The organism is Erysipelatoclostridium sp. AM42-17 (assembly GCF_003480255.1).
In the GTDB taxonomy this organism is placed as follows: Bacteria; Bacillota_I; Bacilli_A; order Erysipelotrichales; family Coprobacillaceae; genus Faecalibacillus.
Genome location: NZ_QUIN01000021.1, coordinates 1 through 12,379, shown reverse-complemented (window position 1 = coordinate 12,379; position 12,379 = coordinate 1). Strand labels below are relative to the sequence as shown.

The 12,379-nt window shown below is 29.1% G+C and carries 14 protein-coding genes and 2 tRNA genes; 9 read left to right on the top strand and 7 right to left on the bottom strand.

The window, feature by feature from the left end; translation table 11 throughout:
* Nucleotides 1–4: 4 nt before the first annotated feature.
* The 4 genes from dapF to DW911_RS08355 form a co-directional block, all read right to left on the bottom strand.
* Nucleotides 5–838, bottom strand: a complete 834-nt coding sequence (dapF, locus tag DW911_RS08370; protein ID WP_199669468.1) for a diaminopimelate epimerase — start codon at nucleotides 836–838, stop codon at nucleotides 5–7.
* A gap of 86 nt (nucleotides 839–924) precedes the next feature.
* Nucleotides 925–2,526 carry an ABC-F family ATP-binding cassette domain-containing protein gene (locus DW911_RS08365; protein ID WP_118607699.1) on the bottom strand — a complete coding sequence of 534 codons (1,602 nt, stop codon included), beginning with the start codon at nucleotides 2,524–2,526 and terminating at the stop codon, nucleotides 925–927.
* A 105-nt stretch (nucleotides 2,527–2,631) separates the two neighbouring features.
* Nucleotides 2,632–2,705 (bottom strand) — tRNA-Trp (locus DW911_RS08360).
* Between the two features lie 6 nt (nucleotides 2,706–2,711).
* Nucleotides 2,712–2,787 (bottom strand) — tRNA-Glu (locus DW911_RS08355).
* Nucleotides 2,788–2,914: 127 nt separating this feature from the next.
* Between DW911_RS08355 and DW911_RS08350 the strand changes: the two genes are divergently transcribed.
* Genes DW911_RS08350 through DW911_RS08340 form a run of 3 tightly spaced genes read left to right on the top strand, consistent with a single transcriptional unit; the run spans nucleotide 2,915 to nucleotide 3,898 of the window.
* Nucleotides 2,915–3,049, top strand: coding sequence for a spore coat associated protein CotJA (locus tag DW911_RS08350; protein ID WP_118432355.1), 135 nt, complete (start codon nucleotides 2,915–2,917; stop codon nucleotides 3,047–3,049).
* Nucleotides 3,042–3,317, top strand: a complete 276-nt coding sequence (locus tag DW911_RS08345) for a spore coat protein CotJB (RefSeq protein ID WP_118432353.1) — start codon at nucleotides 3,042–3,044, stop codon at nucleotides 3,315–3,317. The genes DW911_RS08350 and DW911_RS08345 overlap by 8 nt, the downstream gene beginning before the upstream one ends.
* Nucleotides 3,281–3,898, top strand: coding sequence for a manganese catalase family protein (locus DW911_RS08340; RefSeq protein ID WP_118432351.1), 618 nt, complete (start codon nucleotides 3,281–3,283; stop codon nucleotides 3,896–3,898). The genes DW911_RS08345 and DW911_RS08340 overlap by 37 nt, the downstream gene beginning before the upstream one ends.
* A gap of 30 nt (nucleotides 3,899–3,928) precedes the next feature.
* Here DW911_RS08340 and DW911_RS08335 read toward each other — a convergent pair whose 3' ends face one another.
* From DW911_RS08335 to DW911_RS08325, 3 genes are read right to left on the bottom strand one after another with little or no spacing between them, the layout of a single operon-like run.
* A complete protein-coding gene (locus DW911_RS08335; RefSeq protein ID WP_118432349.1) occupies nucleotides 3,929–5,779 on the bottom strand; it encodes a HAMP domain-containing sensor histidine kinase in 1,851 nt (616 codons plus the stop codon).
* A complete protein-coding gene (locus DW911_RS08330; RefSeq protein WP_118432347.1) occupies nucleotides 5,772–6,467 on the bottom strand; it encodes a response regulator transcription factor in 696 nt (231 codons plus the stop codon). Before DW911_RS08330 ends, DW911_RS08335 begins: the two co-directional genes overlap by 8 nt.
* A gap of 36 nt (nucleotides 6,468–6,503) precedes the next feature.
* A complete protein-coding gene (locus DW911_RS08325) occupies nucleotides 6,504–7,142 on the bottom strand; it encodes a PIG-L family deacetylase (RefSeq protein ID WP_118432345.1) in 639 nt (212 codons plus the stop codon).
* Between the two features lie 142 nt (nucleotides 7,143–7,284).
* On the opposite strand from DW911_RS08325, the gene DW911_RS08320 reads away from it, so the two are divergent.
* The 6 genes from DW911_RS08320 (at nucleotide 7,285) to DW911_RS11355 (ending at nucleotide 12,228) form a co-directional block, all read left to right on the top strand.
* Nucleotides 7,285–9,651 (top strand): YfhO family protein, encoded by a 2,367-nt coding sequence (locus DW911_RS08320; RefSeq protein WP_118432343.1) that lies wholly within the window; start codon nucleotides 7,285–7,287, stop codon nucleotides 9,649–9,651.
* Nucleotides 9,630–10,031: a GtrA family protein gene (locus DW911_RS08315; protein WP_233541834.1), complete on the top strand. Its 402-nt coding sequence runs from the start codon at nucleotides 9,630–9,632 to the stop codon at nucleotides 10,029–10,031. Before DW911_RS08320 ends, DW911_RS08315 begins: the two co-directional genes overlap by 22 nt.
* On the top strand, nucleotides 10,024–10,947 hold the full coding sequence (locus DW911_RS08310; protein ID WP_118432341.1) for a glycosyltransferase family 2 protein: 924 nt from the start codon (nucleotides 10,024–10,026) through the stop codon (nucleotides 10,945–10,947). The genes DW911_RS08315 and DW911_RS08310 overlap by 8 nt, the downstream gene beginning before the upstream one ends.
* A 59-nt stretch (nucleotides 10,948–11,006) precedes the next feature.
* Complete coding sequence (locus DW911_RS08305) at nucleotides 11,007–11,738, top strand: NAD(P)/FAD-dependent oxidoreductase (RefSeq protein ID WP_158568179.1); 732 nt, start codon at nucleotides 11,007–11,009, stop codon at nucleotides 11,736–11,738.
* On the top strand, nucleotides 11,720–12,016 hold the full coding sequence (locus DW911_RS11260; protein WP_118432337.1) for an FAD-dependent oxidoreductase: 297 nt from the start codon (nucleotides 11,720–11,722) through the stop codon (nucleotides 12,014–12,016). Before DW911_RS08305 ends, DW911_RS11260 begins: the two co-directional genes overlap by 19 nt.
* A 116-nt stretch (nucleotides 12,017–12,132) precedes the next feature.
* Nucleotides 12,133–12,228 (top strand): Rieske 2Fe-2S domain-containing protein, encoded by a 96-nt coding sequence (locus tag DW911_RS11355; protein ID WP_118432478.1) that lies wholly within the window; start codon nucleotides 12,133–12,135, stop codon nucleotides 12,226–12,228.
* Nucleotides 12,229–12,379 lie beyond the last annotated feature (151 nt).

Sequence of the window (12,379 nt, the reverse complement as noted above, 5' to 3'; positions counted from 1 at the left end):
CTCCTTAAATTTTAATTTTTCCTTCAAAAACAGTAGTAGCTGGTCCCGACATGAAAATATGTCCATCACGATATTCAATCTCTAAACAACCCCCTAAAAGTTCTACTGTTGCTTTAGATTGACAATAACCGTTTAAATAGCTTGCATACATGACAGCACACGCTCCTGTTCCACAAGCCATTGTTTCACCACTGCCTCTTTCCCAAACACGCATTTTTAAATAATGATCATTTACAACTTCAACAAATTCAGTGTTGACCGATTCAGGAAACATAGGATGATATTCAAAAACTGGTCCCACTTTTTCTAAAGGTAAATGTGTAAGATCATCTACATACGTAATAACATGAGGATTTCCCATAGAAATAGCTGTAAGATGATATGTTTTTCCTTGAATATCAACAGGTTGATTAATCATTTTATCCTGATTAAACAAAACAGGTATTTCTTTACAAGTTGTAATTGGCTCTTGCATATCAACCTTTGCCCCGACAACTTGATTATCTTCAAAAATTAATTCTACTGTTCTTAATCCAGACTTTGTTTCAATCTGCAGATAAGTCTTTTCAGTTAAATGATGATCATAGCAGAATTTAGCAAAACAGCGAATTCCATTACCACACATCATTCCCTCACTACCATCAAGATTAAACATTCTCATTTTAAAATCATACTTATCAGATGGAAGAATAACAATCATTCCATCACTGCCTATTCCAAAATGACGATCTGAAATTTTTTTAATAAATTCTGGGTTCATAGGTACATCTTGATTGATACCATCAACATAAATATAATCATTACCTATCCCTTCCATTTTTGTAAAAGATAATTCCAACCTCATCCCTCCTCTATTATTTACAAAATTTTAACAAATCAATAACTTTTTTTCAATCCAAATATGAAGCAAATTAAAAAAAGAGGCTAAGCAGCCTCTAATTGTTCTTTATATTCTAAATATTCATCATATGATGATAAACGATCAATAATTCCTTCTTCATTAAATTCAATAATTCTATTTGCTACTGTTTGAACAAATTGGTGGTCATGACAAGTAAATAAAATATTTTCTTTAAATTGAATTAAACCTTGATTTAATGCTTGAATAGATTCTAAGTCCAAATGGTTTGTTGGTTCATCAAAAACCAAAACATTGGCATCTTCCATCATCATTTTAGCAAGCATACATCTTACTTTTTCTCCTCCAGATAAAACAGATGCTTTTTTTAATGCTTCTTCACCAGAGAATAAAACTCTTCCAAGCCATCCTCTTAAATCTTGTTCATAAACATTACCATCTGTAAATTGTCTTAACCAATCTACTAATGATAAATCACAATCATTGAAATATTTTGAATTATCTTTAGGAAAATATGATTGTGATGTTGTTACACCCCATTTAAATTCACCTTCATAATCATCATCTTCACCCATAATAATTTTAAAGAAGGCTTCTGTTGCTTTATCATCACCTACAAAAGCCACTTTATCTTTTGGCATAATTGAAAAAGATACATGATTTAATAATGGTTTTCCATCAACAACTTTAGTTAAATTTTCTACATTTAAAACGATATTTCCTACTTCTCTTGCTGGTTTAAAGCCAATAAAAGGATATCTTCTAAGAGATGGCTTAACATCTACCATTTCTAAATTATCTAATAATTTTTTTCTCGATGTAGCTTGCTTTGCTTTAGAAGCATTAGCGCTAAAACGAGCAATAAACTCTTCTAATTCTTTTTTCTTTGCTTCTGCCTTTTTATTAGCATCTTTGGCTTGTTGAATTTGCATTTGACTATATTCATACCAAAAATCATAATTTCCTACATATAATTGAATTTTACTATAGTCAATATCTGCAATATGGGTACACACTTTATTTAGAAAATGACGGTCATGGCTTACCACAATAACCGTATTTTTAAAGTTAAGTAAAAAGTTTTCTAACCAAGTAATACTTTTTAAATCTAAGTGGTTTGTTGGTTCATCTAATAATAAAATATCAGGATCACCGAACAATGCTTGAGCTAATAAAACTTTTACTTTTTGATTACCGTCTAAATCTTTCATATATAAATCATGATATTGTGAAGTAATTCCTAAACCATTAAGCATTGTTTCAGCATCTGCTTCTGCATTCCATCCGTCCATATCAGCAAATTCGCCTTCTAATTCACCTAAACGAATTCCATCTTCATCATTAAAATCTGGTTTAGCATATAGTTTTTCTTTTTCTTGCATAATTTCATATAAACGTTTATTACCCATTATAACCGTTTCTACTACTTTATTATCATCAAAAGCAAAATGATCCTGTTTTAAAACAGAAAGTCTTTTATTTGGTTCAATGACAACTTCCCCTTTATTAGGTTCAATTTCACCAGATAAAATTTTTAAAAAAGTAGATTTACCAGCACCATTAGCACCAATAATTCCATAACAATTTCCTTCAGTAAATTTAACCGAAACATTTTCAAATAATGCACGATCACCATATCGTAAAGAAACATTTTGTGTTGATATCATCAATACTTTCTCCTTTCAACCATTGAATGATTATGTCATAAATATCATAAACATACAATATTTATAGTATAAAAAAATCCTGAATAATCAGGATTTGATTTCTAATGGCAGGGGTAGTAGGAGTCGAACCCACATCAACGGTTTTGGAGACCGGTATTCTACCATTGAACTATACCCCTATTTTTTGGTGACTCGTACGGGATTCGAACCCGTGAATGCATGCGTGAAAGGCATGTGAGTTAACCGTTTCTCCAACGAGCCAAATCCAATGCCTAATCAATATAACATGCTTTTTCATTATAAGCAAGTCTTTTCTTCAATTTTTATAGGTATAAAACCTAAAATATTACAAAAATATAACATATTCTAATTTTGAAGGAGGAAAAATATGAATTGCTTAGAATTAACAATTTCATCAATTAAAATACAATGTTTTGAAAATATTTATCCATCAAATATTGCATTTTGTCGAGGAACTATCTTTAAAGATTTAGATAAACCTTGGGGGTCATGTCATGAATGAGATGCTTTTAGAAATTAGTAAATTAGATTTTTGTGTCAATGACGTTTGTTTATTTTTAGATACTCACCCTTGTGATCAAGAAGCCATGCGCTATTATCAAGAAGCCTGCTGTCGTCTTCAAAGATTAAAACAAGCCTTTATTCAACGTGGTGGTGCACTAACAAATCGTCAATGTGCCAATCTCAACCAATATATTAATGAACCATTTCCATGGGATGGAGGGGAAAACACATGTGGTGCTATGAAAAACGATTGCAATTTCCAATAAATATCACCGAACCAGATTTACCTACCGCAAAAATTGTTATTTCACAATTAGGTGGACCGAATGGAGAATTAGGTGCTGCTTTACGTTATTTATGTCAAAGATTTACCATGCCTTTCCCTAATATCCAAGCGTTATTGACAGATATAGGAACAGAAGAACTAGCACACGTTGAAATGATTAGTACTCTTTTTTATCAATTAACCAAGGGAGCTTGTCCTAAAGATATTAAAGAAAGTGGTTTAGATGCCTATTTTACAGATCATACTCTAGGAATTTATCCTGTTAATAGTGCTGGTGTTCCATTTAGTAGCGCAACTTTCCAATCCGTTGGTGATCCAATTGCTGATTTAACAGAAGATATGGCAGCTGAGCAAAAAGCCAGAGTCACTTATGATAATATTTTGACATTAAGTCAAAACGAAGAAGTCAATAAAGTCATTACTTTCTTAAGACAACGAGAAATTGTCCATTATCAAAGATTTGCAGAAGCACTTGAATACGTTAAATGTCACTTAGATTCTAGTAATTATTACGCTTTTAATCCCGCATTTCAGCCCCAATGTAAAAAGACTTGCCAATAACGCAAGTCTTTTATTCACATAACGCACAAGTTATTCACTTTTTTGTGAATAACTTTTATGCAAAGGTATTGTAATCACAATAATAAATAGATCATTAACATCTTTTTTATAAAATGTTCCCTTTTGCATCTTGACCATCTTTTCGACACCTTTTAGTCCAATTCCATTGCTTTCTACTTTATCAAGTTTTTGATTAATTGTATTAGTAAAACACATTTTATATGACTCTTTTTCAACGAATGTTTGTACTATAATGTCTTGCCATGGATCACAGTATTTTTGAATATTAGAAAAAATATTATTTAAAATTCTTTGTATCAACATAGTATTACCATAAATAAAATGTTCTTTATCCCATAAACATTCATTTACATGTAAATCCAATTCTCTTAAATACTGAATATGATCTTGAATCATCATTTGAATGCTTTCAGTAGACAATGGCTCTAACTTGATTTGATCTTCAGTTGAAAAAACCAGCGTATATTCAAACATTTTATTTGATAAATCACTAATTTCTTCTACTTTATTTAAGCATCGTTGTAAATATTCTTTACGTTTCTCTTCGCTTTCTTTTTCTAGTTGAACAATTTCTAAATATCCTTTTAAAGTAGTAAGAGGCGTCCTTAAATCGTGTGATAAAGAACTAATTAATTCCCGATTTGCTTTTTTAGCTACTTGTTCATTTTCTTGACTGAGTAAAAAAGCTTTCCTCATTGTATTTAATTCTTGTGCTAGTAACCCTATTTCATCTAAATCATCTATGCTCACTTCATGTTGCCAATCTCCCTGAGCCAAACAAAAAACATCTTTTTGTAGATTTTGGATAGCATTCATTCTTTTCTTGATAAATTCTTGAAAAAACATGAAATAAAAGGAAAAAGAAATAAATAATATAACAATTAAATAAGGAATAAAATATTCCATTAAGGGAAAAGATGTAATGATAAGAGTAGCATGTTGCTCTTTTAATGATAAAGCATAAGTATAGTATAAAGGCGTATCCATAATATCCTCTTGATCATGATCACCAACAATAGAATTTTGTTTTAATAAAGGTGCTGTTTTACCTGTAAAGTATACTCCATCTTGATCATAAATATAAACCATAGCGTGATGTGGTACATATTTTTTTATAACTTGTTGAATTTGATTTTTATTGTCTTTGGTAAAATCAATTTCTCTTACTTCTTCCATTATATGATGAGCACAATCATCATAGTTTTCACTTTGATAAAATGTATCCATTACAAATTCAAACACAGATGAGCGATGATAATAAAGAAAAGCAAAAGAACCAAAAACAAAACACGTTGAAATCAAAAATGTCATCGCCATTTTAGACGATAAAGAATAATATGTTTTTAATTGAAGATGATTTCTAATAAATAAGTATAACTTCGAATGATGTATATATTTATTAAATAAAACAATCAAAAAAATACTCACTAAAAAATCAAAAATACGATAATAAAAATAATAATGTTCAAACAATGGCATCCATTCAACAAAACTATGCTTCTCTATACTAATTATTATTTTATATTTTTGAATATGTTTTGATGGAACCTGTCCATTAAACGATATCCATGAATCTTTAACGTTTCCTGATTTATCTACATCACGCCATACTAGCTGATAACTTCCTTTTGTAATTAAGGCATTTAAATCTATAGACTTTTGCGTAAGTGTCAATTTCTCTTGTTTAGCTTTTTTTAAATATTTTTTTATCTTTTTTATTTCATCTTTATTTAACGTATCACTATACCCATATGTATCATGAATAAAATCATAGACATACAATCTTAAAGAATAAATGGAAAAGAAACATAAACAAAACAATAAAAAAGATAAATAAAAACATCTTATTTTCTTAATCAAAACAATAACCCTTTCCCCATACTGTCTTTATATAACAAGGATTAGCAGGATCTTTTTCTATTTTCTTTCTTAAATTGCGAATATGTACCATAATCGTATTATTAGCAGAGTAATAATAAGGTTCATGCCAGACTTTTTCATAAAGATCTTCTGCAGAAAAAATCTGCTTTGGATTATTCATCAACAACGATAAAATATTCATTTCAATATCTGTAAGTTCTATTTTTTTACCTCTTATCTCTACTTGTCCATGCCGGCAATCTAAAACCAAGTCTTTTCGTTGTAGTAATTTTTCTTCAACTATTTCATGATTTTTTCCTTGATAAACTCGATATCTTCTTAATATTGCTTTAACTCTTGCTATAAGTTCACTATAAGAAAAAGGTTTTGCTAAATAATCATCACCACCACTAGAAAAACCTAATGTTTTATCACAATCCATCCCTTTTGCTGTTAAAAAGAAAATAGGCACATTACTTTTTCCCCTTAATTTCATACAAGTTTGATAACCATTTAAGTACGGCATCATAATATCAAGAATAACCAAATCAATATTTTCATCAAACAATTCTATAACTTCTTGACCATCCTTGGCTTCGATTACTTCATACCCTTCACCTGACAATAATATCTTTAATATTTCTCTAATTTCTCCATTATCATCTGCCACTAAGATACGCTCTTTCAATATGAATTCCCCCTTTTTATCATTATATCACGGCCATTACCATTTTGAATAAGCCACCCAATTTTCATAAGGAAGCATATGACCTAAATGATCCATTACTTTTTTCTGTGATGGATAACATTGAATCATTGTTTTCTTTTTACCATACAATTTTAAAGCTACTGGTTTTCTAATGAGTAATTTTCTTTTATTCTTCTTCGCTACATAACGTCCAAAATAAATTAATTGTTGCGTTTTATTTTCCCGTTCCATGACTTTAGTCACCATTTTAGATACCATTTTATGATGAATATGTCCATACTCCCCGTCTGGATTATGACTCACAACCTGTTTCCAATTTTGACTATCTATATACTGTTTAATAGATTGATTAATCTTTGAATAACATTTTTTCCAATTATCTCTTTTCCCTTTTGTTTTATCTGGATAATTCAAAATAACCCCTTGGACCTTTGCTTTTTTCATTGCTTCTAAAAACTCTTTTTTTCTTTTTTTATTATTCCCATTTGTTATGCATAATACTGTATACTTTCCTTCTAACAAATGACTACCACCCCATATCGTTTCATCATCCGGGTGAGCAACAATCATTAAAGATTTTTCCTCACTTGCTTGAACAGGCAAAGGAATAAGTGAAATAACTATCATTATTATTAATATTAATTTTATTTTCATTATAGATTCTCCTTCCAATTGATAGCATACCAATTACTTCTTAAATTACGTCTTAGAATTTTCTTAAGAATTCTTAAATAGTTTAGAAAAAATTAATATTTATTTAAACCAATATTTAAGAATTCAATGCCATACTAGAAGCATGAAAAAAAATGATATAAAAAACTTAATACTTTTATTTTTAATTCCAATTTTATTAGCGTTAATTCTATCACATGGAAAAATATACGGATCATCAATAGATTGGTTGTCACAACATATTACAGTTCCTGAATATTTAAGAGAACTATTTTATACAAACCATCAACTGATTCCAGATTTTTTACCCCATTTACAAGGAGGTTCTAATACATTTGCTTATTCTTACTATGGGTTATTAAGACCAGATATTCTCATTTCTTATCTGTTTAAAAATATCCCTGTTTATTATTTTATTATTGGTTATGCATTATTACTTTGGTCATTAACTGGTATGCTTTGTTATATTTGGTTAAGAAATAAATGTTTCTCTCGTTCACTTTGTTTATTTGTAAGTATTTTATGTACTTTTGCATTATGCTTTTTCCATACCCATCGCCAAATCATATTTGTTAATATCTTACCATTTTTATTTTTAATGTATCTCGTTATTGATTTAAAAAAATACTATTGGATTCCTCTTATTGTTTTTAATATGTTAATACATAGTTATTTTTATAGCATTGGTGCCCTCATCATGAGTTTGATCTATTTTTTCTATTTAAAGCCAAACAAAAAAGAATGCCTTCAATTTTGTCTTTGGAATTTACTTGGCATCTTGTTAGCCTCATTTTTATGGCTGCCTACTGGTCTTTATATTTTAGAAAACAAAAGACAAACATCTGCAATTTCATTTACTCAACTATTTATTCCTCAGTTTTATCCAAAAGGATTACTCTATAGTCATTATGGTTGTGGATTAACGGCTATAACTTGGATTGCTTTGGGGCAAGGAACAAAAATTAAAAAAATAAAATACTTATCTTACTTGCTTATTTGCTTTTTTATCTTCCCTATATTCAGCTATATCCTTAACGGTACACTGTATGCTCGTTTTAAGATTCTTATATTATGTTTACCACTTATTTTATATATTCTTTGCTCGTGGCTTAATGAAAAGCAAATAGCATGGTTACCTCTTGTTCTTAGTTTACTTTGTCTACTACCGAAAGTGGCTTTTATTGATGGTATAATGTGTACTTTACTGATCTATCTGTATTTCCATCATCACCCAAAATTACTAACTATTTATCTTTTAATTCCCATCAGTATTTTTATCAGTTCCAATACATCTTATTTATCCTTTCAACAATATCATCGTGTTTTCAACAAGAATAAACAACTCCTTGTTTCAAGAAACAATTTAAATAATCGAACACTAGACTTAGATGATGTTTATCAGACAAGTAATCGCATTTATCATTTAAACGAATATAAAACATCTTCTTATACTTCAACAAGTAATTCACTTTATAATTATTTTTTCTACGATATCATTAAAAATCCAATATCCCAAACAAATAGAACTGTTAACGCCGATAGTCCCAACATCTTTTTTGAAAAAATGATGTCCATTCAAAATATTATTTCTAAAGAAAAAGATTACCCTGGCTATCATATAAAAGATCAACAAGGATTCTACTACTTATTAGAAAATAAACACGTCTTTCCTTTAGCTTATGGTACAAGTGATTTAATAAGTGAAAAAAACTTTAATAAACTACATTATCCCTATACACTAGATACATTATTTAACCGTACTGTTGTAAGCAAAGCTCAAGATAACACTTATACAAGTCAAATCAAAAAAGAATCATTAACACCTCAATTCATCCATCAATCAAAATCTCTTACTATAAATAAAAAGAAAAATACATATCATATCTTTTCTTCTAAAAAAAGTTCTTGTCTAATGAAACTAAACAAAAATATTAATTCATATCTTTTGGTAGACTTTGACGTCATCAATCATACTAACAAAAAAGTCAAAATAAAAATAGATCAACTTACGAATACCTTATCTAAAAAGAATTTTATTTACTATAACAATAACACTCATTTTACCTATATATTATCATCAAAAAATCTCAACACATTAAAAATGACTTTTTCAAAAGGAAATTATGAAATAAAAAATATACATTTCTATTCTTTAAATAAAAACGCTTTACAGAATCGTCTTTCTACTCTAACACCATTAAATCAAAAAAAGACGCAAGATCATGAAATTTTAAAAGGTACGATCAATCATGATCAAGATGGTTATTTTGTCACCTCATTACCTTATCAAAAAGGATACACCATTATCATTGATGGTAAAAAAGTAACACCAGAAATAGTAAACAAAGCTTTTTTAGGATGTCCTATCAGTAAAGGAAAACATAAAATTACTATTGAATTTAAAGCACCAGGTAAACAACTGGGGCTTACGCTAACAATTATTTCATCATTAATTTGGGGGTATTTATTATGGAAAAAAAGAAGATTATAGAATTTATTTATTATGGAATAATCGGTATTTGTACAACGATTGTTAATTACTTAATCTATTGGTTATGTCTGTATATTCATTGGCATTGGTTTTTCGCCAATACAATAGCATGGTGTGGCGCTGTTATTTTTGCTTATATCAGCAATCGCAAATTCGTCTTCCATTCACATAATTGTATAAAAAATGAACTCTGGACATTTTTACAATTAAGATTTGTTACCTTAATTATTGAAAATGTATCATTAGCCTTATTTATTGATTTATTAAGCATACCTAACATGATATCTAAAATCATTGTCAGTATTGTTACTGTTATAAGTAATTATTGGTTATGTAAAACACATATTTTTACCCAAAAGGAGGGAATTATTTATGAATAAAATCAGTGTCATTGTTCCTTGTTTTAACGAGGAAGAAGTATTACCTTTATTTTATCAACAAGTCAAACAAACATTAGAAAGAATAAAAAATATTACCTATGAGATCTTATTTATTGATGATGGTTCAAGTGATCATACCAAAGATTTTTTAAGAATTCTTTGTAATCAAGATCAGCATTGTGAATTCGTTTCATTTTCTAGAAACTTTGGTAAAGAAGCCGCTATGTTTGCAGGATTAAAAAAAGCTAATGGTGACTATGTTGTCATCATGGATGCTGATTTACAACATCCTCCCTACTTACTAAAAGAAATGTATCACGCTGTCAATCAGGAAGGTTATGATTGTTGCGCCGGAAAAAGAGTTGATCGCACTGGTGAAGGTAAACTTCGTAATTTTTTATCACATAGTTTTTATAAAATCATGCAAAAAATATGTAAAATGGATATGTCAGATGGCGCTGGAGATTTTAGAATGATGTCAAGACAAATGGTCAATGCCATTTTAGAACTTAAGGAATATAATCGTTATATGAAAGGTCTATTTTCTTTTGTTGGCTTTGATACTAAATGGATTGAATATCATAATGTAGCAAGAGCTGCTGGTCATTCCAAATGGAACTTTAGACAACTCTTTTCTTATGCACTAGAAGGTATGTTTTCTTTTTCAACTGCACCTGTTGTATGGATTGGAAATATTGGTTGTATGATTATGATAATTTCTATTGTTATTATATTATTTGGGTTAGTCTTCCATACTTCACAATTTTTTAAACTTGTATGTCTCATTTTATTTCTAAGTGGTCTACAAATGTTATTTGTTGCAATTATTGGACAGTATACAACCAAGGACTATTTAGAAAGTAAACAACGTCCTATTTATATTGTGAAAGAAACAAGCAAAAATTTAACTCAATAAAATATACATCTCATATGTATATTTTTTTTATTTTAATTAAGAATAATAATGGTGATTATATGAATACGATTTGGTATCAACCATACAAAACATATCCTACTCTAAAAAACAATCTCACTACTGATATTTTAATTATCGGTGGTGGTTTAACCGGCATTCTTACTGCTTACTTTCTAAAAGATACAAATAAAAAAATAACGATTGTTGAAGCAAGGCATATCGGTCAAGGAAGTACAGGTCACGCTACAGCTAAAGTAACAAGTCAACATGGTTTAATCTATCATAAACTTAGCAAAAAGAAAGCTCAATTATATTATCAAGCTATGCAATATTCTCTTAATCAATATATAGACTTAAGCAAAAAATATGATTTTGATTTAGAAATAAAAGATCACTATATTTTTAGTAAAAATATTTCTGAACTTGAAGCTGAGATAAATGCATACAAAAAATTAAAAATTCCTTATTTATTTAAAAAATATCAAAATAATTATATGATTGGTTTCAAAAATCAATTACAAATCAATCCCTTAAAATTAATTCACTGTCTAGCACAAAATCTCAATATATATGAAAATACACGCATCATCAAAATAGAAAACCATAGTGCCTATACACATCAATACAAAATTAAAGCAAATATGATCATCGTAGCCACTCACTATCCAATTTTGAAAATAAAAGGCCTATATCCCTTAAAATTATATCAACAAAAAAGTGCTATTATTGCATATAAAAACATTAAACCTCTAGACAACATGTATCTTGAGGCATATGGTCCCTTTCCTTAAGAAGTTATGGTGACTATACACTTGTAGTAAGTCCATCTAAAAGAACTGGATGTACAAAAAATCTTTATCAGGAAATTGAACAATTTGTAGCAACACATTTTCCTCAAGCAATAGAAGTAAAAAGATGGATTAATCAAGATTGTATGTCACTTGATCAAATCCCTTATATTGGTAAATACAGCATTTTATCGCACAATCTATATGTTGCTACAGGATATAACGAATGGGGCTTTACTTCTTCAATGCTTGCAGCCAAAATTATATCAGATATGATTTAAACCATATCGTCCATATCCTCTCATCCCCGTTTTTAAACAAATGGGTATTGTCCTTTATCATTTTCTCTTTACTAAAGGAAAAAGATGTCCTCATCTAGGATGTCATTTAAAAAAAAATAGGTCAACACTACGAATGTCCCTGTCATGGATCATCATTTAAAGATACGGGAGCCATCATAAATAATCCATCTATCAAAGATCTACATTCCTAAAAAGAATAAGATCTTTTTTATTTATATAAAAAATATAAATATTTTTGAAATTTTACTTGATTTATATATATAAATCCGTATAATAGATAAGGCAACAGCGGGAAGTAGCACAGCTTGGTAGTGCACCTGGTTTGGGACCAGGGGGTCGCAG